Annotated in this window: 23 protein-coding genes; 19 read left to right on the top strand and 4 right to left on the bottom strand. The window is 66.8% G+C overall.

From position 1 onward, the window contains the following. Positions 1–38 precede the first annotated feature (38 nt). Positions 39–194, bottom strand: coding sequence for a hypothetical protein (locus AB0M46_RS34900; RefSeq protein WP_363343188.1), 156 nt, complete (start codon positions 192–194; stop codon positions 39–41). Positions 195–592: 398 nt separating this feature from the next. Here AB0M46_RS34900 and AB0M46_RS34895 point away from each other — a divergent pair, with 398 nt between their 5' ends. The 15 genes from AB0M46_RS34895 (at position 593) to AB0M46_RS34825 (ending at position 16,591) form a co-directional block, all read left to right on the top strand. Continuing rightward, the gene (locus AB0M46_RS34895) at positions 593–1,633 is read left to right on the top strand and encodes a Gfo/Idh/MocA family oxidoreductase (protein ID WP_363343186.1); all 1,041 of its coding nucleotides are present in this window, start codon (positions 593–595) and stop codon (positions 1,631–1,633) included. Next, complete coding sequence (locus AB0M46_RS34890) at positions 1,626–2,396, top strand: LLM class flavin-dependent oxidoreductase (RefSeq protein WP_363343184.1); 771 nt, start codon at positions 1,626–1,628, stop codon at positions 2,394–2,396. Before AB0M46_RS34895 ends, AB0M46_RS34890 begins: the two co-directional genes overlap by 8 nt. A gap of 112 nt (positions 2,397–2,508) precedes the next feature. Then, a complete protein-coding gene (locus tag AB0M46_RS34885; RefSeq protein WP_363343182.1) occupies positions 2,509–2,973 on the top strand; it encodes a GNAT family N-acetyltransferase in 465 nt (154 codons plus the stop codon). Continuing rightward, positions 2,970–4,430 carry an FAD-dependent oxidoreductase gene (locus AB0M46_RS34880; protein WP_363343180.1) on the top strand — a complete coding sequence of 487 codons (1,461 nt, stop codon included), beginning with the start codon at positions 2,970–2,972 and terminating at the stop codon, positions 4,428–4,430. The genes AB0M46_RS34885 and AB0M46_RS34880 overlap by 4 nt, the downstream gene beginning before the upstream one ends. A 459-nt stretch (positions 4,431–4,889) precedes the next feature. Continuing rightward, positions 4,890–6,272 (top strand): hypothetical protein, encoded by a 1,383-nt coding sequence (locus tag AB0M46_RS34875; protein ID WP_363343178.1) that lies wholly within the window; start codon positions 4,890–4,892, stop codon positions 6,270–6,272. Positions 6,273–6,290: 18 nt separating this feature from the next. Next, positions 6,291–8,642 carry a pyridoxal-dependent decarboxylase gene (locus AB0M46_RS34870; RefSeq protein WP_363343176.1) on the top strand — a complete coding sequence of 784 codons (2,352 nt, stop codon included), beginning with the start codon at positions 6,291–6,293 and terminating at the stop codon, positions 8,640–8,642. A gap of 44 nt (positions 8,643–8,686) precedes the next feature. Continuing rightward, entirely contained in the window at positions 8,687–9,514 is an 828-nt protein-coding gene (locus tag AB0M46_RS34865) for a phosphotransferase (protein ID WP_363343174.1), read from the top strand. A 2-nt stretch (positions 9,515–9,516) separates the two neighbouring features. Beyond that, on the top strand, positions 9,517–10,017 hold the full coding sequence (locus AB0M46_RS34860) for an NUDIX hydrolase (RefSeq protein WP_363343172.1): 501 nt from the start codon (positions 9,517–9,519) through the stop codon (positions 10,015–10,017). Positions 10,018–10,052: 35 nt separating this feature from the next. After that, positions 10,053–11,075, top strand: a complete 1,023-nt coding sequence (locus AB0M46_RS34855) for a monodechloroaminopyrrolnitrin synthase PrnB family protein (RefSeq protein WP_363343170.1) — start codon at positions 10,053–10,055, stop codon at positions 11,073–11,075. Then, the gene (locus tag AB0M46_RS34850; RefSeq protein WP_363343168.1) at positions 11,068–12,174 is read left to right on the top strand and encodes a hypothetical protein; all 1,107 of its coding nucleotides are present in this window, start codon (positions 11,068–11,070) and stop codon (positions 12,172–12,174) included. The genes AB0M46_RS34855 and AB0M46_RS34850 overlap by 8 nt, the downstream gene beginning before the upstream one ends. Continuing rightward, positions 12,171–12,818, top strand: coding sequence for a class I SAM-dependent methyltransferase (locus AB0M46_RS34845; RefSeq protein WP_363343166.1), 648 nt, complete (start codon positions 12,171–12,173; stop codon positions 12,816–12,818). The genes AB0M46_RS34850 and AB0M46_RS34845 overlap by 4 nt, the downstream gene beginning before the upstream one ends. Before the next feature lie 21 nt (positions 12,819–12,839). Beyond that, on the top strand, positions 12,840–13,880 hold the full coding sequence (locus tag AB0M46_RS34840; protein WP_363343164.1) for a hypothetical protein: 1,041 nt from the start codon (positions 12,840–12,842) through the stop codon (positions 13,878–13,880). Next, the gene (locus AB0M46_RS34835) at positions 13,867–15,075 is read left to right on the top strand and encodes a hypothetical protein (RefSeq protein ID WP_363343162.1); all 1,209 of its coding nucleotides are present in this window, start codon (positions 13,867–13,869) and stop codon (positions 15,073–15,075) included. Before AB0M46_RS34840 ends, AB0M46_RS34835 begins: the two co-directional genes overlap by 14 nt. Continuing rightward, positions 15,072–15,830, top strand: coding sequence for a phosphotransferase (locus AB0M46_RS34830; protein WP_363343160.1), 759 nt, complete (start codon positions 15,072–15,074; stop codon positions 15,828–15,830). Before AB0M46_RS34835 ends, AB0M46_RS34830 begins: the two co-directional genes overlap by 4 nt. An 89-nt stretch (positions 15,831–15,919) precedes the next feature. After that, positions 15,920–16,591, top strand: coding sequence for an HAD family phosphatase (locus tag AB0M46_RS34825; protein ID WP_363343158.1), 672 nt, complete (start codon positions 15,920–15,922; stop codon positions 16,589–16,591). A 397-nt stretch (positions 16,592–16,988) separates the two neighbouring features. Here the strand turns inward: AB0M46_RS34825 and AB0M46_RS34820 are convergent, their stop codons facing one another. From AB0M46_RS34820 to AB0M46_RS34810, 3 genes are read right to left on the bottom strand one after another with little or no spacing between them, the layout of a single operon-like run. Further along, positions 16,989–17,453, bottom strand: coding sequence for a DUF296 domain-containing protein (locus AB0M46_RS34820; RefSeq protein WP_363343156.1), 465 nt, complete (start codon positions 17,451–17,453; stop codon positions 16,989–16,991). Between the two features lie 2 nt (positions 17,454–17,455). After that, positions 17,456–18,481, bottom strand: coding sequence for an asparaginase (locus tag AB0M46_RS34815; protein ID WP_363343154.1), 1,026 nt, complete (start codon positions 18,479–18,481; stop codon positions 17,456–17,458). A 51-nt stretch (positions 18,482–18,532) separates the two neighbouring features. After that, positions 18,533–19,987, bottom strand: coding sequence for a helix-turn-helix transcriptional regulator (locus AB0M46_RS34810; RefSeq protein WP_363343152.1), 1,455 nt, complete (start codon positions 19,985–19,987; stop codon positions 18,533–18,535). Positions 19,988–20,215: 228 nt separating this feature from the next. Here AB0M46_RS34810 and AB0M46_RS34805 point away from each other — a divergent pair, with 228 nt between their 5' ends. From AB0M46_RS34805 to AB0M46_RS34790, 4 genes are all read left to right on the top strand, one after another. Further along, the gene (locus tag AB0M46_RS34805) at positions 20,216–21,010 is read left to right on the top strand and encodes a helix-turn-helix transcriptional regulator (RefSeq protein ID WP_363343150.1); all 795 of its coding nucleotides are present in this window, start codon (positions 20,216–20,218) and stop codon (positions 21,008–21,010) included. A gap of 13 nt (positions 21,011–21,023) precedes the next feature. Next, the gene (locus tag AB0M46_RS34800; RefSeq protein ID WP_363343148.1) at positions 21,024–21,353 is read left to right on the top strand and encodes a PPC domain-containing DNA-binding protein; all 330 of its coding nucleotides are present in this window, start codon (positions 21,024–21,026) and stop codon (positions 21,351–21,353) included. 59 nt (positions 21,354–21,412) lie between these two features. Beyond that, complete coding sequence (locus tag AB0M46_RS34795; protein WP_363343146.1) at positions 21,413–21,775, top strand: hypothetical protein; 363 nt, start codon at positions 21,413–21,415, stop codon at positions 21,773–21,775. 227 nt (positions 21,776–22,002) lie between these two features. Then, positions 22,003–23,511 carry an RNA-directed DNA polymerase gene (locus tag AB0M46_RS34790; protein ID WP_363343144.1) on the top strand — a complete coding sequence of 503 codons (1,509 nt, stop codon included), beginning with the start codon at positions 22,003–22,005 and terminating at the stop codon, positions 23,509–23,511. The last annotated feature ends 91 nt before the right edge of the window (positions 23,512–23,602 follow it).

Raw genomic sequence — 23,602 nt, 5'->3', positions numbered from 1 at the left:
CTTGAACCAGCGATCGAACTTTTCCGCGCACTCAACGATCACAGCACATCAGCCCCCGACTCACCCGCCCGGCTGTACTCGACCAGGCGGCTGGGCGCGCCCGACCGGGAGGAGTCGCCGCTCACCCCCGGCCGGGGCAGGTCTCCACCGTTGCGGGCGCTGGTCCTGACGGTCCAGCGGTCGTATGCGGACATCACGGGTGTCCGCTGCCGTCATATCTGGCAGGTCGGTGCCGATCGTCACCTAACTGCTCACAACGGGCAATTTCGGCAAACTGTGACGCGGGATGCGGACAGCCGCACTGTCCGCATCGACGTTCTTGTCTCAAGGTGATCGGCGCTGATGAATTAAAAGTCCACGCGACCGAACGGAGAGGAGTACAGGTGTCGGTCACTCCCATCCAGGCGCCACCGTTCGCGCTCCTGAGCGGCTATCGCGAAGGCATGACCGCGCGCTCGCGGAGCACCCCCTACGTCACGGAGGCGATGAGGCCCGAACTGGACTCGATGCTATCGAGAGTGTTCGGCCGACAATCGCGGCCGAGAGTAGATGACATCGGGAACGTCGTCTCTGCCGCCTTGGCGGGGCTGCCATGATCGGCGTAACCGGGCGCGTCCCGCTGGCCGGTTCGACGAGCAGGGTCCGACCGTCTGTCGGGCTTGTTGGCGCTGGTGTTCAGATGCGACGGCATCTTGTACCCGCACTTAGGGCATACGGAGTTGACATCGCGGGAGTGTTCGATATTGATCCGATCAAGTCAGCCGGCTTGGCCAACGAGTTGGGCGTCGAGGCGGCCGTCTCACTACGTGCCCTACTTGAACGACCCGTCATAGATTGCCTGGTGGCGGCATGCACACCTCAGGGGCACGAAGACGTAATCTCCTCAGCGGTTGCCCATGGCGTGCCGGTGCTCGTCGAGAAGCCACCGGTCCGTAACTTGAACACTCTGCGGCGACTGAGCATCGAGTCGGAGAGTGCTGGGGTGCCCGTATGTGTCGGCATGAATTACCGTCACACTCCCGGATTCGTGTCCCTACAGCAATTCGCGCGTGCCGATAGCCCGCTGCACTATATCCACATTCAACATCTCGCGAGCGCCGGAGCAGGACCGAGTTGGGGACTCGAGCGCTTGCGTACCTTGATGCTCGCGCAGGCGGTGCACGCTCTCGATCTAGCCCTGCTGCTGGTTGGCGGATACACGGCGTCCACCACCATCACGCAGGCCCACGGCGGCCAGTTGTCCACGTTGTGGACGATTCGCAGCGCAACGGCTGTATGTAATGTTCTGGCCAGCACTATCGCGCCAGGATTTCGCCAGATTGTGACCGCCATGCGCCATGACGGTGCAGTTGCTGAATTGACGAACCTAGATCAGCTCGATGTGGTGTCTGAGGCAGGATATCGCGCCTTCCAACACCTCCAGACGCGACGTGCTCCGTTCGCCGACGTCCTAGATCGCATGGGATACGCATCAACGGTCGCCGGATTCCTCGACACACATGTCACCCACAGGTTAGCGGGTGAACAGCTTTCCAATCCAGTTTCACTCGGCGATCTAGAACCGGCTTACATGCTCATCGAGCAGGCAATCACGGCCGCCCACGACGTCATCGGCGTGCACGGCGATGATTGACTTCGGTGTACAGATCCATCCCCAGCACGCTAGCGCCACCGAGGCGCTCCTCGCATGGCGGGCAGCCGACGACGAGGGTTTCAGTTCGATCTGGACGTGGGATCACGCTGGGCCTTTGAAGGCGGGCCCGCGTTCTGCCAGCCATGAAGCATGGACGCTCCTCGCGGCTGCTGCGGCCCGGACTGAACGGGCGCGTATCGGCGTCCTGGTCACCTGCACAGGGATTCGGCCGCCGGAACTGATTGCGGATATGGCTCGCACCGTGGACGAGATCAGCGGTGGAAGGCTTGTGTTAGGTCTTGGCGCCGGGTGGCGTGCGGACGATTTCACATCGTACGGCGTCGAGTTCCTGCGGCCGACCGATCGGATCAAAGCGCTGACATCCTCGTACCATCGCATTCATGCACGGTGGGAGGCCACCGCTTGTCCAGCGCTCCCCATCCTGATTGGCGGTCGCGCCGCGGCGCTGCCCCTGGCAGCTGGGTGCGAGGTCTGGAATACCATCGGCTCACCTGCGGATTTCACGTCGTTGAACGGCGACCTTGACCGTATTTGCCGCGAGGCTGGCCGCGCACCAGATGCCGTTCGTCGAACGGTACTCCTCCGGCCTGCCGACGAGGCAAATGCCGCCGAATATGTCGCCGCGGGAGCACAGGAACTGATACTTGGTTGGCCTGCGCCCTTCGATGTGTCCGAGCTGCTGGTCCGACGAAGAACCATCGCCGACGCAATTGGGGCCTCGGCTATCAGGCGGGCACGATAATTCCGAGAACAACTCCAGAGCATAGCTAAATGCGAGCACAATGCCTGCTCCGCACTCGACCATCAAGCACCTCGTAAGTACCGCGCCCAACTTCGCGACGGGGATGAACCACATGCAACCTGTGATCGCAACCGAGGCCGATGTGCCCGCCTGGCTTTTCCTCGCCGAACAGGTGGAGGACCTGTTTGGGCCATTAGTTGAAGATCCCGGGTTCCGAGCTGCACTCTTACGCAACATCGGGCGCGGTACGGCCCTGTGCGTGCGCGTTGATGCTGCCGCGTCGCGAGCTGCCCTCGCGGGTGGCCTGCTGCTGTCGGCGCATCACCCGACGTACCAGATCACCTGGCTTGCCGTGAGTCGGGAGCATCGGGGAGACGGCATCGGGGAACTGTTGGTTCGCACTGCACTGGACACCATGCTCGAACCGCCTTGCGCGGTCGAGGTCACGACGTTCGGGCCGGACCACCCCGGCCACGCCGCTCGAGGCTTCTACGAGCATTTGGGTTTCGAGCCGGCCTCCGCCGTCACTGCGGACGGCGCACGCCAGACGTACCGGCTGCAGGTACCGCGGTCATGAGCGCGAGGTTCGGCCCGGCGGCGGAGGGCGGCGTTGTGACCTACCCGAGTAGGCGAGCGAAGTCCGATGGTCGAGTGGTGATTCTAGGCGGTGGACCGTGTGGACTGGCGTGTGCCGATGAGTTGCAACGGCTGGGCCATCACGAGTGGACCTTGTTGGAGGCTGCGCCCGCTGTCGGCGGCTTGGGTTCCTCTGTCGTAGACCGGGCCGGGTTCACGTGGGACCTCGGCGGGCACGTCGTGTTCTCCAAGCTACGCAGCTTTGACGCTCTGTTCGCCGGTCTGTTCTCGCCGGAGGAGTTGCTGCACCACGACCGCTCGTCGTTCGTGCGGCATCACCAGAACTGGGTGCCGTATCCGTTTCAGCAACACCTGCACCATTTGCCGAGGGCCGCCGCAGAGGTGTGCCTTGCCGATCTGATCGCGGCCCAGTCGCTCGGCGTTGCCCCGGCGGAAACCGACTTCGCCACGTGGTTGGAGGCCACGTACGGCCGTAGCCTCGTCGCGGAGTTCTTCGCCCCGTACAACCGGAAGGTCTGGTCGACCGACCTGCACGACATGTCCGCGTCGTGGATCGCGGACCGGGTCGCTCCTTCGGACACCGATGCATTGCGCCGGGCCCTGGATGGCGGTTCTGTTGTCGTGCGGCCATGGGGGCCGAACTCGCGGTTCGCGTTCCCCGCTACCGGCGGCACGGGCGCGATCTGGCGGCGGCTTGCTTCCCGCCTGAACGGCGACGTCCGCACCGGCACCGCGGTCGATCGCGTCGATGTGAGCACAAGAACCGTGTTGCTGTCCGACGGGACCGTGCTCGCCTATGAGCACCTCGTCGCGACGGGCGCTCTGGACAAGCTTGTCGCGATGACGCCGGCTGCGCCCGAAGACGTGCAGCGCGCAGCTGCGGCTCTACGTCACACGACGGTCGCCATGATCGGACTCGGCTACCGGGCGCCGACGACCGACCGACGGTCGTGGCTGTACTTCCCTGGTCCCGACGCTCCGTTCTACCGAGCGACGAACCTCGCCGCGTACGCGCCGGCAAACGTCCCGGATGCGGACCCCGACCGGTATTCGTCGTGGATGACGGAGGTCTCATTGCCGAACGGCGACCTGCCCGACTGGGCCGCTCTGATCGAAGCGTGCGACGCCGCGCTGCGCCGCTGCGAACTTGTGCCCGAAGAAGCCGAGCGAGTCAGCGGACATGTCGAACTGATTCCGTACGCCTACCCTGTCCCGACCGTAGGTCGGGACGTCGCCTTGGCCGTCATTCAGCCGTGGCTGGAGCAGCGGGCTGTCTACTCTCGCGGGCGATTCGGCACGTGGCGGTACGAGATCGGCAATATGGACCACGCCGTGACGATGGGTCAGGACATCGCCCGACGCCTTGTGCATGGCGTCGCGGAGCGGCTGAACCCGGTGGCAATCCCTGAGGTGACAGGAGCTCACCGTGCCCGCTAAACCTGCCCTGGACGCTCACGTAGTGACTGGAAACCTGCTTGTTGGTGCGGCTCCGGACAGCCCATCGCTCGTTGCGCAACTCCTCGAACTGAACGTCACGCACGTCCTGGACTGCCGGACCATGCGATCCTCACCCCCGCCTGCCGCTGCCTGCCGAAGTCTGATGTGGCACTCAGCGCCGAGCAAGGATGACGGCACGTCTCGTGGCGTCGCTTGGTACGCCGATTGCCTGGCCTTCGCCGACATGGCCCTTCGTACCGGCGGCGCGCGGCTGTACTGCCACTGCGCGGCAGGAGTCAACCGCGCCCCAGCCGCCGCGTACGCCATCCTGCTCGCTCAAGGGTGGCCCCGGGCGACTGCCCGCGACCGGGTACTCGCCCGTGACGTTGCCCGACCCCGCTACTTCGAGGACGCCGAGACGTGCCTGCATGAATTGGGCGTCATCGCATGGGGGACGGCGTGATCCGGCTGAGCCGGCTCGTCGTCGGCGGATACATCGCGCGGAGTGTCTACATGACTGCTTCGATGATCTTGTCGTCACGGTCGATGCGGAGCAGCGCCGCCATCACCGAGAAGGCGCCGATAGATCCGGAGCCCGTCCTCACCGTGATCATCCCTGCACTGCGCGAGCAGACGGTGATGCCCCGCTCGCTGGCGTGGTTCGGGAGACTGGCCGGCGACTGGCCGCAGCTGCGGGTGCTAGTCGTAACCGCCACACGGGAGACCGCCCAGACGCCGGCCGGGCAGCAGACCACCGAGCAACTGTGCCGAGAGCTGGCACGCCAGCACAACGACCGCCTCGGTAGGCAAGTCTTCCACGTCGTTTCCTACCCTGGCCAAGGGCGCCGCGCGTCGCAGCTCAACTACGCCGTTACGGCGTTGGACCGGCTCTGGCCGCCGACTGGCGACGACTACGTCGCCGTATACGACGCGGATGCCGTCCCCGACGCCCGCTTGCGCGCCCATGTCGCGCGGGCCGCAGCAGGCCGGCCCGCGATGATCCAGCAGCCGATGCTCCCGGCGTTTCCGGCCGGCATCGGCGGGAGTCGTTCGGCGGTGATGTCGGGTCAGGACCTCGCGGCCTTCCGCCGCACCGTCGGCATCGAGTACCGCCGGATCAATGTGGCTCGGTGGTGCGCACCGGGGAACGGCCATCGAGTGCTGGCCACCGTGATGCGGCCGATGGTGTACGGCGTGGGCTCCGGCCTCATCGTGCGTCGCGACAAGATCGAAGACATCGGGTTCTTTCAGGAGCCCCACGACGACCTCGCGGTCGGCCACCGGCTGAGCATGGCCGGCGAGCCGATTGCGGCGCTGCCCTCGGTCAACGTGGTCGAGCCCTATCAGAGCGTGGCGAGCATGGCGCGCGCGTTCAGCAGCGTCGCCTTCGCCAACACCGCCACCCATCGTGACTACCGTTTCGCCGCGGCGAGACCTACCCGGCTCTCCCGCGCCGGTCAGCGGCTGCTGGCGGTCCGGGCGTTGGCTGACGGTGCAACTTGGGCGCTGGGGCCTCCCGTGATGGTGGCTGCCGTCGCGCATCTGGTTGTCCGTCGCGAGTTCAAGCCGCTGGCCGTGGCGGCGCTGACGGCAGCGGTCATTGAGCCGGTCGTGGCGTATCGGCTGCGTGGCCAACTGCTCCGGGACTTTCGCTCTCCTGACCCGGCCGGTGTCAACTGGCAGCAGCCCGCGGCGTTGCCGTCGATTGCCACGTTCGTGGTGCAACCCGCGGTGAGCGCACTCGGGCCCTGGCTGCTGGGCCTGCGCGCTGTCACGGCGGCGTTGACGGGCCGGGGTCTGCGGTTCACCAAGACCGAGCACGTGGGCGAGCCCGCCCGATGAATCCGAGAGGACACGTTCATGGGTGAACTCGACGTCGGCTGGGCGGTGTCCAGCGACTTCCCCGAAGGTGGTTGGAGTCCGTCCCGCATCGATGCGCATCTGGCGCAGGCCAGGAGCGAGATTCCGGCATGGGACGACCCCGAGCAGGCCAGGCTCGGGTTCGCCATGGCCGCACCGCACCCGACGGCCGTGCGCACGCTGGGTGACTGGTCCGCAGTTAACACGAACAACGTCGGTGTGCACACGCGGTTCGGCGAAGGCAAGGCCGGGACCCGGCGGTTGGAGAAGGAGGCCCTCGCCGTCCTCGCCGGTCTCTACCGAGCGGGTGCCACTGACGGCCATCTCACCGGCGGCGCCTCCGAGGCGACCCTAGCGGCGCTGCGGATTGCCCGCAATCTGCTGAGGAGTGCTGGCCATCGGGTACAGGTGATCACGTCGGATCTGTGCCACACGTCCGTCGGCAAGGCCGCGGAAATCCTCGATCTCGACCTGGTGCGGCAGGCTCCCGGCCCGTCTTGGACGTTGACCCGTGCACAGGTCCGGCAGGCCGCGACGGAGGCCATCGCCGCGGGCTTCACCGGTATCGTCGTGGTGGCGACGGCTGGTTACTACAACAGCGGTTTCTGCGATCCCGTCGACGAGATCGCCGCCGAGCTGCGTGACCTCGCCTTCCAGCACCCGGGAACGGTCCGGTGCTTCCTGCACGTCGACGCGGCACACGGCGGGTTCGTGTTCCCCTTTACCGCCCCGGATCTGCCGTTCGACTTCCGTAACCCCGGCGTGCACGCCATGGCCGTCGACCCGCACAAGGCCGGCATGATGCCGTACGCGTGTGGAGCGCTGCTCGTCCGTAAAGGGCTCCTCGAACACGTCACCCGGATCGACCCGCATACGCGGATCCCGGACGAGACGCTGTTGGGCTCGCGTCCGGGCGCGACCGCGGCGGCACTGTGGGCGACCCTGCACACGCTGGGCAGCAGCGGCTACCGGGCTCTCGCCGCCCAGTGCCTCGAGCGTCGCGACCGACTCGCCGCGGCGATCGCGGCAGCCGACCCGGCCGCCGTCCTAATCGCCGCCCCACACGCACCGGTCGTCTCCGCTGCCTTCAGCCATCCCGGCGGACAGCTTCCCCCGGACCTCTGCGCGACATACCGGCTCGTCCCGCTCACCCTCCCGGATCCCCACCAGGACGGTGAGCATCGGCTGTTCTACCACTTCTACGCCTCGGCATCACTAACCGACGCGCAGATCACTACGTTCGCCGCCCGGCTGGCCGACGCTATCGCGCACGCAAATGCCGCAGTTCCCGTCACCGCCGGGAGCCGCAGCATCACCTCCGACGTGGTGGCGGACATCCGCATCCACACCGACTGCTTCCGCCACTTCGTCGTCCACCCCGACGGTCGCCGTGACCCCACCGTGCCGGGCTATTCCTTCCACACTTTCGCGCAGCGCCGCGTCACCGGCGAGCAGATCCAGGACGAGCTGCGAGGGCAGGCGCGTTCCGGTGGCCCGCTATGGGTGTACGCCCCGGATCTCGAGGACCCGTTCGCAAACGAGCTGCTGGGCGTGCGGACCGAGCACTACTTCCTGGAGGTTCTCGATCGCCACCAGCAGGAGCTCTCGCTCGTCGGTGCGATTCACGCCACCATCATGCTGCCCGGCTCGCTGCGTGTGCTGCTGAACTTCGAGGCGGACGGCACGTTCCGTTCCGCCGAGTACAAGGCGATCGGCACGCGAGGGTCCGACGATCTGCAGATCTTCCCGACCGCGATCACAGCGAAGATCGGCAAGGACGCAGCCGGGTTTCGCCGTCCCGGTGGCGACGACTACTCCTTCTCCATTGACACATCATCGGAGCTCACCGTCCGCCTCGTCGATGGCGCCGCCCCGCCGGTGGTCCGCACCGCCCGGCACAACGCGGACGTGCTTCTGCCTCGACGCCCGCACCTGCGCCGTGAGCAGTTCCGTCGCTTCCCGAACCGGTTCTTCGACACCGAGGTCGACATCGAGGCCGGCCGCGCCTGGACGGGCACCGCGTACCTGCCCGAGCTGCTCGCACCGACCAGCATCGGCACCGTACTGGCGGCTCGGTCCGCCAACGCCGGACTCTGCACCGTCGAGGGCCGCATCACCTCGACAGCGCTGCACCTCACGCTCACGCCGCTGACCCGGGCCGGCGCGGAGGCTGCCGAGCTTGCCGCGCCCTGGGATCTCGGTCGACGCCTGCACCGGGCGATGCCACGCCTCGACGTCCACGACCCGACGCGACTCGATGTGGAGCAGGTCGTCGAGTTCGCCGAGGACGTCTACGAGGTCTTCATGCGTGACGGGCTGCCCACCGACCTCGCCGCCGCCGGAGCCCGCTGATGGCAGCGCCCGTCCTCGACCGCGCCGCCGCCCGCCGGCTCACCATGGACGCCGATGTGCTCGACGTGCAGCGCCTTCCGCAGGGCCGGTTCAACGCCTGCTGGAGCGTGACCGGCAGCCACGACCGTTCCTACCTCCTCAAACTCAACGACCGTGAGGGCGAGACCCACCTGCGACGAGTTGCCGACGCCATGACCGACGCGGCGGCACGCGGCGTAGCCGTGCCTCGGGTGCTGCGCGTCGGTACGGATCCGGATCTCGGGCCGTACCTGCTCCAGGAGTGGCTCCCCGGCCGCACTTTTGCCGAAGCCCGCCAGGCCGATGCGATCAGCGCGGACCTCTGGCCGGCCCTCGCCGAGCAGATCGCGCTGCTGCACAACGACCCGGCCGCCGACGTGCCGATGACACCCGCCGGCCGCGTCCGCCAGATATCCGACCTGCTGGACCGGCTCGGCTGGGACGAGCTCATCCACGCCGACCTCGCTGAAAGCGCCCGCCGGCGCGGCACTATCCTCGCCGACCAACTCGGTGATCACCCGATCGTGACCACCCATCAGGACATCCACCCGGATAACATCCTTATCCGACCAGGCGGTCAGATCGTCCTGCTCGACTTCGACCACGCCACACGGGCCGAGGACGCCAGCGACTTCGTCAAGATCGATCGTTGGTGCCGGCCCAAGGACCAGGACCGTCGGCATCTACTGAACGTGTACTGGCGCCAGCGCGAACAACCGGCGGATCCGTTGTTCGAGCAGCGTCTCGCCTTCTACCGCTTGGTGATCCACCTTTCGTACGTCCTGTACTGGCAGGACCGTGACGCTGCCCAGATCCCTGGATGTGTCGCGGCTCTGCGAGCCGAATTGGAGTGAACATGCCCGCCACGGACCCCACCACTACCGCCCCCGTGCCGATCGTCGGCCCCGGAGTTCAGGTTGTTGCCGCCCTGCTGCGCCGCGACGACCACATCGTCCTCGTCCAGGAACAGCGGGACGGACAGGAGATCTGGTCCATCCCCGGCGGCGGCGTCGAACGCGGCGAACTGGTCACCGAAGCCCTCATCCGCGAGGTACACGAGGAGACCGGCCTCCGTCTGGCCACCGTCGGCAACCTCGCCTACCTCGTCAACACCACCACCGAGCGGTACCCCTCCACCATCGTGCTCACCTTCGACTGCACCGACTGGGACGGCGACATCGCCATCCACGACCCGGACGGCAAAGTCATCGGCGCGGTCCTGCTACCCATGGACGAAGCCAAGAAAGTCCTGTCGTCCTCCACCGCCACACGCCCCGAGATCGAACCGGTGCTGGCCTACCTCGACGGCGCCACCACCCGGGTCTGGACGTACCGCGACGACCAACCCGCTGACTGATCGAGTCGGGGGCACCCCGGACAGCTGGGAGAATCATGACGGTCACACGCGACCTGGACGCGGGCATCGCGGCGCTCGACCCTCTCGGCGCGGACGCTGTGATGCGGTCACTGCCCCAAGCCAACATCGCGGCCGACACCGCCTGGCTGCTCTCGCGAGCCGTACATGTCTCCCAGCACGCCGCCGGGATCCGCGATGTCGCTCCCGCCCGGGCGGCATTGCGGGACCTGGGCATGCTCACCGCATCCCTCGCCCGGCACACCGGCCAAGACATCGCACCTCCGGCCGTTGAAGCGGCGATGCTGCACCTGGGCGAGGTCGCCGATGAAATACCCCGGGAGACCGTCTACTCGTACAGCACTCGCAACCCTCGGGGGCCCAGACGCCGCTCCTTCACCGATACGCCAGGCGAGCACCGCTTCATCGACGAGGTCACCGCCGCCAGCGACGCGCTCGACATCGCGATCGAGCACTGCCGACACCTGTCCGCAGCTGTCGACAAGCACGAAGCAGACGCCGGCGCCGGCATCGTCCATCACCAGCTCCGGGCCTTCGGCGGACACCTGCTCACCGTCAAACGTCACCTGACGCCGCAATACTTCACCGGCCGCCTACGCCCCTACTTTCCGGCGCTCACCATCGCCGGAACCACCTACTACGCGCCCGGCGGCGCTCAGATGCCCCTGCTGGTAATCGATGTCCTGCTACTGAGCCAGGCCGCCAACGGCGAACTCGCCGCCTGGTTCGAGCAGTACCTCGACGACAATGCCACCTATCTACCGCCGCACCACCGCGCCCTCATCGACGCCGCACGCGGCGTCCCCGGCCTCGCGCGACTCGCCAACCGGCACCCGTACCTACGAAGCGCGACCGGCACGCTCATCGACGACCTGCTGCGGTTCCGCCTGCCACACCGCCAACTCGCCCGCGCCAACATGGCCATCCGCGACGAAGGATCCCTCGGCAGCGGCGGCTACACCACCGACGCGCTCGACCAGCTCATTGCCGTCACCAAACAAGCCCGCGCCCTCCTCACCCCCGGAGCCCCGCGTGAATAGCACCTCACTCGACACCGACTTCCCGGCGTTCACCGTCGGCGCCGTACGCTCCGCGTTGGTCGTCGGTCTGACGACCCCACCGGAGCCCGTCATCGACCGCGTCCACCTGGCCTATCCGAGCCGGATCAACGCTATGGCCCTGGATTCCAGCAAGATCATTCCAAACGGCGACAGCGCCTACCTCGCCGGCGAGCTGCTCATCGCGTGCGACCTACCCCGCCATGTCGAAGTCACCATCGTCGACGACGGTCCCCCCGTCCAGACCACCCCGGATTGCGACCATCCAGCCCTGGCCAGACACGCGGCGCTGCTCGTCCGCACCGCGCTCGGCGCACACGAGCGGCTTCGGATCCGGGTCACCGCCCCGGATCTGCCCGCCCATCTCGGACTCGGCTCCAGCAGCGGCCAGATCGCCGCCGTCGCAGCCGCCGTCAACGAGCTCTACGGCCGCCCGATCCCTGCGCGCCAGCTGGTCAAGTTCCTCGCCCGCAACCACGGCGAGGAGATCGACGCCGACGCCGACCACCTCCTTCCCGTGCAGTGCCTCGGCGGGTCCGCCACAGCCGGGCTCATACCCGGCGCCGTCCAAGTCATCGCGGGAGCGCAGGTGCCACTGCTGCAGGCGTCGCTGCCCGACGACACGCACATCGTGCTCGGCATGCCCCACAATCCGGTGATCTGGGACGCCCGGACCAGCCTTGCCGCCGAGGCGGACTACTTCGACGCCTTCGCTACGACCGGCCGCACCTACGGACCCCAGATCGCCTACCGCCTGCTCCACGACGCCTGGCCGGCCCTGATCGACGGCGACCTGCGCCCGCTGGGCCAATTGCTGTTCGACTACCGCTTCCGGATGGGCAGCATCGCCAACTGCGCATTCTCCCACCCCGACCTGCTCGCCACCGCCGCGAAGGTCGAACACATCTTTATGGACGACATCGCCGACGTCCTGACCCTCTCTTCGGTAGGCCCCACCTTCGCCGCCGTGACCCGCACCCCGGACCAGTGCGCGGCAGCATTCACGAACGTGGGACTGCGGACCCTGCGCTGCCTCCCACGCAACGATGGCTACACCGTGCATCACGGACCTGCGTCATGACGGGGGTACAACCGGTTCCGACCGGCACCTACTGGAACGATCCGAGCACGGTCTCCGCATTCGCCGCGCTGCCCGCGCCGGCGTACCTGACCGATCTACTCACCGGTCCCGTCCCCGACGGAGCGACCGCACTCGACGCCGGCTGCGGTACAGGGCGGAACCTGCCAAGCCTGATAAGCGCAGGCTACCGCGTCTTGGCCGTCGATCTGCATCCCGGCATGCTGGACCAGGCGCGCGCCCGGTACGCCGGCCCGCGCGTCACGTTCGTGAACGCGACCATCACCAGTATCCCCGCTGCCGACCAGCAAGCTTCGCTCGTCGTCTGCCACGGCGTCCTGCACAACCTGCACCGCCGCGACGAGCTCGCCGCCGGGCTGTACGAGCTGCGCCGGGTCCTCGCCGTCGGCGGGACCCTGTCGCTGAACACGTTCACCGCCGGATACCTCGACCCATGCCTCAGCTCGCTCGGCGACGACGTCTACGCCCTGCCGAATGGCCAGTTCATGACCCTGCTTCCACCCGACGAGTTGGTGCGCCTCATCCGCAGCGCGGGCCTGTCCCTGCACAGCGACGCCGCGCAGTACCTCAGGCCCGGCGATCCAGGGCAGCGCAGCGTATGGCGCGCCACGCTTACGCGTGTCTAGACACGGCGAACGGGAAACGTGATGCTCGTCGTCGCTACGATCACCGACAGACCCGACGACCAAGACGCTGCCTGGGCCTACCTGCCGAAGCGTCCCGCCGGACCTCTGCTTGTCATCAACGAACACGCCCTTCGCAGCAGGGTCTGGCACAGCCTGGACGGTGCCCAGCGCCCACTGCTCGATCCAGCATCTATCCGAGTCCCCTTGTGGGCCTGCTTCGTCGACCGGTCCACTGCGAAGGCCACGTTCTTCGCCACGACGCAGTGGCACCCCGCCGCGACGACGCTGGCCGCTTTCCACAGCACCGACGACGCTCCACCCCCAGCTCCCAATCTCGCCAGCTGGGCCTACCGCGTCGTGGCCGAGCGAGCACAGGTGAACCGTCCCATCCCGCGACCCGGCCGACGACCCCTGCCAGGGCCGGAGATCGAAGCGAAGATCACCATCATTGGCCAGGTAAACCCGCTGGCCGTCGCCCGCACACTGCGGGACCGCCTGGCTACCATCGCGCCGGGCGCCGTAGGTTGCAGCCTCTATCGGCGGATACTCCGATCAGAGATCTACCGGCCCGCCGGCCCTGGCCTACGCCAATACGCGGCCCTGACCCCGCGCGCCGACGGCACCTGGTGGGCAAAGACCAAGATTCTGCGCAATGACGGCCTCCACAAGACGATCAGGCCCGCGACCGATCACGCGCACGCCCTGGCGCTCATCACCGAAGCCTTCGAGCCTCAGACCCTCCGCCGAGTCGGCCAGCTGCACCGCAGCACCTGGGACCTCCTCTCGCCACCGGACCCGTACGGACACTGGTGCACCGTAACCGTGGACACCACCACTCTCGCTCCATATCCCGGGCTCCTCCAACAGGTCGAGATCGAATACGGTGGCTGCCTCGCCACCACGTCTGCAACCACCGACCCGCTGCAGCTCCGACGAGCCGTGGGCGCGACGGCCGATGCCGCCGTAGCTGCGCTGAGCGCCGTGCACATACCCCATGCGCAATCCGGCCAGAGCAAGATCGAATATTTCCTCACCGAGGGACAAGCCGATGCCTGCGACTAACGACGTACTGCCTGTGCTATATGCCGTCCTCAACAGCAGCGCTGCACCCGCCGACCTCGACCCCTGGTGCGTTGAGCGAATCACCACGCAGCTCAGCGGCCTGACCGTCGAGCTCCGCGCATCCTCCGACGCGTCGACGCGATATACGCAGCGTCTGTTCACCCCTGGCAACCGGCTGTGGGGTGCCGACACCGATGCCACCGCACCCACCACCATCATGCGCACCATCGCCTTGCCTGCCGACCGCGTCAGAACACTCGCCGACAGCGTCCGCACCATCGCCACAGGCAGTCCGCTCCACGTCCAGATGCACGTCCGCGCCCCGGCAGCGTGGTTTCGAACGCCCGCCGGGCAGGTGCTCCTCACCGACCCCGACGCGCCGATAGCGCCACAAATCATCGCGCGGCACGACGGCAGCTACACCGTGGTCACCTGCGACGACCCAGACGCCGTCATGAACGCCGCCCGGCACCTCCGTGAGATCGGATACCGCCGCGCCGAGAACAACGGCTGGGTGTGCCTGCACGCCTCGGCTGCCACCATCGACGGCCGCGGCATCCTGATCGTCGGCAACTCCGGCGCCGGCAAGTCCAGCATCGCCCTCGCCGCAGCCACCGCAGCCGGCGGAGCATTCCTCGCCAACGACCGCACCATGATCGCCATGTCGGCGGGCGTGGCCCCACACGCCGTCGCGATGCCCGGACCCATCCGGCTCAACGGGGGCACCCTACGCGCGCTCGGCCTCAACAACGCCCAGCAGTGGCACCTCACCCGTCCCAAGCCACCAACCGCCTCCGACTGGCAGAACTTCCAGGGAACCAGCAAGCTGCACATCCTTGCCCAGGAATGGCACGAGCACACCGGTACACCACTGGCATCCGCTATGACGGTGGATCTCGTCGTCTTTCCCGAGGTACTGAGCGACGCCCAGGGCGTCGACGTGCGGCCAGTCGACACCGAACGGACCCTGAAGCTACTCAAGGCCCAGTGCATGTCGCCGGATGACGACATCTACGTTTGCGATTGGCTCGGTATCCACAACACCGATGCGGTCAATCGGGCCCGGCACACAGCCGACGTCCTCGACGCGCTGGCCCGCCGACCCGCTCTGGAACTCCAGTTCGGCATCGAGATCCCCTACCGGACTATCGCGACGGCCCTCAGCAACCGGCTCGAGGTACTGGCGGGCGCATGAGTCCGATCCCCGCGAGCAACCGCCTGTTGCCGCTCCCAGGTGCCGTCATCAAGGTGTACCGCGAGGCATGGCGCGCAGAGACGGAGAAGGCCGCGCTGCGACGCCTCGCCGACGCGCGGATATCAGCGCCGTCGATACTCGGATCAGGTCGTCTCTTCCAACGCGAGTTCCTCGTCATGCGCCGGCTCTGCGGCTCTAGCGTGGGCAGGACCGAACGGGCCGCTCACCAGATCATCACGTACCTGCAAGCGGTCCACCGGATTACTGGCCCCGGCTTCGGGAGGCTCTCGTCCCCACTCGCACCACGATGGAACGACTATCTCCGGCAGCGATTAGTCTCCTACCGAGATGCGCTCATTGAGCATCGACACTACGGAGCTGCCGAAACCGCTGACGCGCTCGCCGGGACCCAACTTCCTGAACCACCCGCGCCGTCTCTGCTGCACAACGACCCGGAACCAGCCAACTTCCTCCAACTCCGGGGCCGGACCGACACCGCCGGTCTCGACTGGGAACTCGCCGTTTACGGCGACCCAGATCTCGACTACGCCAGAGTCGGGCACTCTCTCGGCATAGGTGCCGAGCGCCTGGGAGACCTCCTTTCCAACCACGGCGTCGCCTACCACCCGCACTCGCTGGGCATCTACCGCCGGGTTCATCTTCTCGGCCGGCTCATGTCATCCGTCACTGCCCTCCCGCCGGACCAGACCTCCGCCGAGCGGCACTTACACGACCTCAATAGCTGCGCCAGATAGCCCCCACTAACGCACCACTCCGCACGATGAAAGGACCGAGTCCAGAGCTAACTCAAGGTGTCTATACCGCACTTACCCGGGGGACTTCCATGGCGGTTTCAACAGCAAAGGAATCATCGGCAAGCGTGTCCTGTTCGGGCTGCGAGCCTTGCCGTCACGCGTACCCGCCATCAGACCTTCATCGATACCACGCGGTTATTTTCGACTGGGACGGCACCCTCGTCGACAGCCATCCCCTCAACTTCCGCGCACTGAGTAGCGCGTGCACTCAATGGGGACTTCGCCTAGATCAAAAGTTTTACAATGCCAGAATCGGCACCTCAGGGGCCGAATTGATTGCTGAGCTTTCCACAGTTGCTGGCATCCCGGTGGCAATCGAACAGATTGTTGCCCACTGTCTTGATAACATCATTGATGGTATCGCCGGTCTCGACACCTATCAACCGGTTGTGGACCTCGCCAGAACCTTGCACCAGCGCCTACCGGTTGCGATAGCGTCGGGCGGAGCCCGCAGGGTGGTAGAGGCGGGGCTGGCCGTCACCAACCTACAAGACCTATTCGACCCAGTCATCACCGGCGAGGACGCCCGGCACGGCAAACCCGCTCCAGATCTTTTCCTTATCACCGCACAACAGTTGGGCGTCTCGCCCGCCGCATGCCTAGTGTACGAGGACTCCGCCGAGGGCATCCAGGCAGCCAAAGCCGCCGGCATGCACGTCGTGGACGTCAACTGCTTCCGACGCTCGGCGATGACCAGCTGATCGCTTCATGCCGCTACGAGACATTAGAGAGCAATTATCAATGGGCGGGGCTTGTCCCGATAGCGCCCCTCACCCGCAGCGGCCTCCGTTTGGGCTGCATGTCGAACCGGGCAGAAACGCCGGACGAATACCTCGCCTCCGAACACATCAGCAACACCCAAGACGCACTGCTTGAGGCTGCTCGATCGGTCTCGCATCGCCCGTGCGTCGAGGTCACAAATCAGAGCCGGCAACTCCGACCGAACCACTCGGACGTTACGCCTGCGCAGAGCCCCCCAGGAGCGCTTCGTTCGGAACGCGTGGATGATCAACTTCGACCACGGCGTCGCAGGACCCACGAAACCTCGGCCGCTCCGCCAAGGGGCGCCTACCTACGCGTATTACTCGGTTGCTCTACTCAACGCTCGAAGGTGAGCAGCGGAACGTCGAATAGCGCCGGGTTCCGCGGCCGGATGATTGACGGCTCGAGTACCTCGACCAGCAGCATTTCCGTGAGGAACAGCACGCGGGCTGCGAGGAGGTGGCTGGTGTGTGCGGTTGCTGAGTGTTCTTTCAAGCCGACGGAGACGTGGATGTGCGGGAGGATTCGGTCTTCGGCGGGGTCGTAGGCGATGGTGCCGCAGCCCATCGCTTCGACGTTGGCGAGCTGGACCTTGGACCACACCGGCGCGTCTGGGTTTTCGAGTCGCTCGCACGTTCCGACGATGTCGACGGTGCGGAAGCCGGCCAGGAACATGGGGATATAGCCGGCGCGGATGCCCTCGGCGCGACATAGTTCCTCAAGGGCGGTGAAGAAGTCCTCGCCGTGGTCGAAGGTGACACCGATCGTCCTGCCCGTGGTCAGGGCAGCGGCCCGAGCCATTCCTACTCCCTTTCGTTCGTGGGTGGGTCGGCGCAGCCGATAGTCGCGAAGGCTTTGGCGATCTCGTCGCGGCCGTGCCCGGCGGCCAGCAGCAGGTGCAGCAGACCGCGTGCCTTGAAGGGATCGAGTGATCCAGCGCTGATCAGTCCTCGTCCGAGGAGGTCGGATTCCGAGCCGGGAAATCCGTACGTGCTGGTGAGCACCGGGCCGGCGCCGATCCGCGAGGCGAGGACAACTGGTTTGACGGCCGCCAGATCCGTCAGGATCTCGACGGTGGCGACAGGGACGTGCCCGACGCCGAAGCCGGCGACGACGAGGCCGTCAACGACGTTGCCGGCTTGGCGCAGGACGGCGCCGTTGTCGCCGAGCACGACCGGTACGACCGCGGTACAGACGTCGGCGGCCGGCTGCGGTTGCAGCGTGAGTGTGTGCCGGATGGGCCTGGTCAGCACGCGGGGGCGGTGTTCGGCAACCAGGCCGACCGGGCCGGTGTCTGGTGAGCGGAACGCGGCCGGGCTCGTGGTGTGGGTCTTGCGGACCCATCGGGCAGCGTGGATTTCGTCGTTGAGGACGACCAGACAGCCCATGCCCCGGGTTTCGGCGGCGGCGGCGACGCGGATTGCGGCGAGGAGGTTCGCTGGGCCGTCGGCGCCTGCGAGTTTCGGGTTCCGCATCGCGCCGGTGACTACGAGGGGTGCGTCGCTGGGCCAGAGCAGGTCGAGGGCGAACGCCGTTTCTTCGATGGTGTCGGTCCCCTGCGTGACCACGATGCCGTCCGCGCCTGCGTCGATCGCGTGGCTTGCTGCGGCGTTCAGCGCGATCAGGTCGTCGAAGGTCAGTGACGCGCCGGGGAGCTGGCGGAAGTCGTGCACGGTGATGTCGGCGCCAGTGTCGGCCAGGCCGGGTACGGCGGCGACCAGGTCGCTGGCGCTCAGTGTCGGTACAACGCCGGCCTGGTTGTCGCTGGTCATGGCGATTGTGCCGCCGAGCGCGAACACCACCACACGACGGCTCAACGGCTGCCCCACTCGTCAACCTCCTGCTGTCGGTGAATGCACGGAGCCTACGCGAGCTGACTGCTACGGCTGTTGGTGCCCACGGACCTGCGCGAGGTACTTGCAGGCGATCTGCATACCGGCGGTGGACAGCAGCCTGCTTCTGGGTTGGACGAAGCCGTCGACGCCAGCTGAATACATCTGCGCAGCGCGGGCCGTGAACCAGGCCCAGTCGATCTCGAGGTACTCTGCGAGCCGCTGCAGCCGCCCGGCGGCATCATCGGCAGCGACGATGTTGTGCGCGCGGCCGAAGCCGATGGCGTCCTGGTACGCGCTGGCCGTTGCGCTGCAGCTGATGACGTCGCCGTGCCAGCCACGCCCGCTCCGCAGCCAGTTCGCCACGATCACGCCGCCGGTCGGAGTGAGGACGAAACCCTCGACCGCGGCGTAGGCCAGGTCGCCGCAGACCTGGACGGCCACGCCCATGGCTTCCATCAGCGCGGCGGCGAGCAGGAGCAGGGTGCGTTCCGCGGTCGGCCCGAGCACGGGCTCTGGGAGGCAGAACACCCGGGCCATCGGGGTGTTGCGGTCGGCGAAGCGATTGCGCAGACGGCGGAGGTAGTCGAGCTTGTGCTCGAACAACAGCCAGGCGGCGGCCTCCTCGCCCCGCTGTTCCCGGGTCCAGAACAGCGGCGGCCCCGATACCCGATCGAGCTGGCTGCCGATGAACGACGCGCACGCAAAGGAACCCATCCATCCCTCGCTCGTCGCGGTCAGCCCGTCCGCGAGGAGATCAGCGGATCCGTGCGAGGGCGGCGACTGCCGGAGTCGGTCGATCGCATCGGCAAGCGTCCGGTCGTCGTCATGCAGGGCGTCATCGACCGCGCGGGTGGCCCAGAGGATGCCCAGCGCGAAGTCGTCGACGACGTAGGCGGCCGGGATCACGATGCCCTCATTGCCGCTCGGAGGCCGGCGGCGGGCTTCCGCCGCGAAGAAACGCGGCCGTTCGGTGTCGAGGTCCTGCGCGACGAGCACGTCGCCCGGTCTCGCTGCTCGAAGGTCAATCGGCGCGGTGAACACGTTTGCACGTGTCTGTTTGACCAAGGGCGCGTACCAGGCGGTGAGTGAAGTAGCCATGAACAAGCTGCCGGCAGGAAGATCGATGACCCGCCGGTCCGCGCCGTTGCGGTCCGCGGTCGGCGGTAGCGCTGAGGCGACAAACCGATCGAGGGGGTCCGGCATCGACATCGCGGCAGCCGGAGGCGAGGTATTTTTCCGGCGCCGTTCCTGGTCGAGCTGCGGGACCAGGCGCGCGAGCGCATCGCCGGAGTCCAGCGCGTGGTCGCATCGCCGAGCCAGCTCGGCGCCGGGCCAGCGCTCCGCCTTTTCAATTTTGCCGATCAGGTCGCCGCTCGCGTGGACGAGGCGGCCGAGCGCGTTCTGCGACAAGCCGCGCTGCTGGCGCCACCGCCGCAGCTCCGCGCCGAAACGATGGTGTACCGAGACGTCAGGTGTCAGCAGACGTGCAGCCTGGCCCATCCCACCACCTCGAAAGACACAGTGCGTAAGCGTCGAACACGAACTCGATCGTCGGTCGCCGACCGGGTCGGAGCTGCTGGTGACGTCGCGGATGACGTGCGTCCTGATGGACGTCCCCGTGGTCCCTGGCGGCGAACTCCCCGCGACCGTAGTGTCGTGCTCACGACATGTGACATGGAATGACCAAGGTGTCTCCAATCGTCTCCAAACCTCGAAGGCCGCTAGATCATGGACGAGCTCGGCGTCACACTGAGGCGTGCACGCGAGGCTGCTGGCTACTCGCTCGCGCGCATGGCGACGCAATGCGGGTACTCCAAGAGCTACATCGGCAACGCAGAGACCGGACAGCGGGCGGTCACGCCCGGCCTGATCCGGGCTTACGAGCGCGTATTGGGTGACGACTTGAACCGGCGAAATCTCCTGATCGGCGCGTTGTCCCTCCTGGCCGCCGACGGCATCCCCGACGACGCGACCAGCATCGCCGCGGCGGTACGCGCCGAGCAGCACCACCCGCTCGCCTCCGCGCAGACATCGCACGCCGTCGACAAGACCATCGCCGCCATGGTCGCCGCGGACACGCCCAGCGTCGCCACGCTGACGAAATGGACCCGAGTCGGCCACCCTGTGTTGCGCGTGAACGCCGCCGGCATCCTCGCCAAGATCGGATCGCCGCTCCTCGATGCGCAGGTCGCCCGTCACCTCGCCGCCGACGCGCAAGCCCGAGACCTCTACCTGACCGCGGTCGCCGCCCGGGTACTGGCGATCCCCTGGGACGAGGGACGCAGGATCGCCAACGGCAGTCAACTCGAAGACGGTCAGCTCGCAGCACTCGGCGCCGAGGCCGGCAACCCCACTGACGCCGGGGCCCGCTGGTGCTCGATCGTCCTGCTGGCCCGCATGCGGCCGCACGCTCGCGAGCTCGTCGACGAAGCATTGACGGCCGCCCTGCGCACCGAGACGAGCAGCGAGCATCTGCGAACCATCGGCTTCGTGCTCGCCGGCCTGCACCCGACTATCAACTGAGGAGAAGCTGCTGATGTTCGTCGCCGAGGTCCGTTCGGGCGAGGAAGTCATCGAGTCCATCACCCGGCAGGTCGCCGCCCGGAATATCACGGCCGCTTCGCTGACCGTCATCGGCGCGATCAAGGGTTGCACGATCTCCGTCATGCCGAAAGGCGACGAGACCGACGACATCCTGACCGACTACGACGAGCCGTTCGAGATCACCGGCACCGGCGAGGTCGTCAACGGCGCGGTACACGTGCACGTCTCGGCCGGCGGCGAAGGGCGAACCGTGGTTGGGCACCTGCACCGCGCGACCGTGTCGCACTGGTTCGTTCGGGCCTACGTGACCCCGATCGTCTGATCACGTCGCCCTGACGCTGCCGGCTTCGGGTCTTGCGGCCGGTTTTGGTGCGAACCGGCGTGTCGCCGATCCCATCCGGCGTGTCGGACAATTGCTCGACCCGCAGGTGTGGCAATGCCGTCGCCTCCGCACCATTTGCACGAGTTGTCAACCAGTCCGATAGTTGCCAGCACGAACATCCCTTCATACGGTGCCCACTCCTCCGCGTCGATCCCGCGCAGCGTCCCCAGCTGCAAGAGATCCGCGACAACCTCACTGCACGCATCCTCGAGGCCGAACAACACGGTTGGCTCGGCGAAGCCGAAGGGCTACGAGTCAGCCTCGCCGCAGCCCAAGCCAAGCTCGCTCACCTCGACGAGCGCACCCAACGAGGCACCATCGACCTCGGCATCCCCAACCTTCAGCGAAAACGCCAGCCGTGACTTCGATGCAGACGGATGTCAGCGTGCAGGCGTAGGGCAGAAATAGGTGTTACCTCCCACGTGCACGGCGACAACAGTGGAGACATCGTTGATCTGGACAAGCAGGGCACGACCGACCCGGAAGGTCAGCCGTAGCTCGTCAAACACCGCTGACGGCATCCGCAGCCAATACGGACTGCTTCTGCCTGTCGCAGCGAAATGTCACGCTGTGCTGGTAGACCGAGAGGGTGGACATCGACCCAGCTCTAGTGTCGCGTATCGATCTGGCCGGCTCACTGGACCGTGAGATCGACAAGCCCGCGCGCATGATGCCGCCCAGTTTGGCGATGCGGGCCGTAGCCAGTCGCCGTCCGAAGGCGGTGACCTGGATCGAGAACGTGATCAGCAGCCGGTTCATGCCGTCGCCCGAGGAGACGGTCGTCGTCAGCAAGGCCAATCATGGTGTGCGGCCGGTGGCGCTCTGGGATGTGCCGACCCGAGTCCTGTACGGAGCGCTGGCTGCGCAACTCGACCCCGTCATCCCCGCACCTCCGCGTGGTCGCCAGCACTGGGACGCGTTCAAGCGGGCACCGCTGGACCATCCTGGCGCGTACGTCGTCGCAACGGACATCGCCGCCTGCTACCACTACATCGACCACAACCTGCTCATGGAAGAGCTGCTCGTCCAGACCGGTGACCACGCTGTGATCAACAATCTCGGCGACGTGCTCGTGGCGGCCCAGGGCCGCACCTACAGCCTGCCGCAGCAGTCGAGCGCGAGTGACCTGCTCGCCGAGGCGCTCCTGGACCGCCTTGAACGGGTGCTCATCCGGCGGGGTGTACAGGCGTTCAGGTACAACGACGACTTCAGGTTCATCTGCCGGTCCTGGTCGGACGCCGTCCGCGCGATCGAGATCTTCGCCGAAGAGACGCGCCGCGTCGGCCTGACGATGAACGATCTCAAGACCGTCACCTGGAAACGGTCCACCTATCAGCGCTCGTTGGAAGAGGCCGAAGAGCTCCGCAAGCAGATCGCCGACGAAGCGCGGTACGACCTCACGCTGTTCAGCGATGACCCATACGGCGATGAGGTCGACGTGGAACCCGAGCCTTCCGATGTGGACCGCGAGGCAGCAGCCCGGATCGTCGCACGGTGGGCACGGGTCGGCGCTCGCAGCAGCGTGGGACCCCGGCGGGCCAAAGAACATCGAGCACTGCTGGACCTGCTCCCGTCCACGCTCAGAACCCTGGAAACCGACCCCGCACTGAACCAGGATCTGCTGGGCCACGTCATCCAGATTCTGCGGTTCGCCCGGCACTTGACACCTGCGGCCTGTCGGTACCTCGCCAGCCGCACGGACTCCACTCCCGCGGTCACCGTCTTCAGCAGGCTGCTGAGGTCCGGCGCCTACCTCAACGGCTGGCAGGCGTGGTGGCTCCAGCATGTGCTCGCGGCGCACAACGAGTTCGGGACCGGCGATGACGCCGCACGCAGGATCCGCTGGCTCCAGGACATCCTCAAGGCGGAGACACAACCATTGACGGTGCGCGCGCACGCCGCGCTCAGCCTGGCCCGTCACGCTCACATCAGCGCTCAAGATCTGCTTAGCATGTACGACCGCACCCCGACCGCGGCACGACCGCCGTTGGTCGCCGCGATCGCTCTGGTGAAGCCACCCGGCAACATCCGCAAGGCCGTCACCCAGGACAACCAGCTGCACCGCTGGGTGTACGAGTGGGCTCCCAACCATGCCTAGGGCTTATCTGACGGATCTTGAAGGAGTGCGGTCAGGTTTGGCGCGGAGCCAGATCACGATCGAGGCGACGGTGACCGTTGCCTCGTAACGG

This window comes from Dactylosporangium sp. NPDC051485 (assembly GCF_040682015.1).
Lineage (GTDB): Bacteria > Actinomycetota > Actinomycetes > Mycobacteriales > Micromonosporaceae > Dactylosporangium.
The sequence above is the reverse complement of the archived record's forward strand: the minus strand, read 5'-3'. Positions and strand labels throughout refer to the sequence as shown.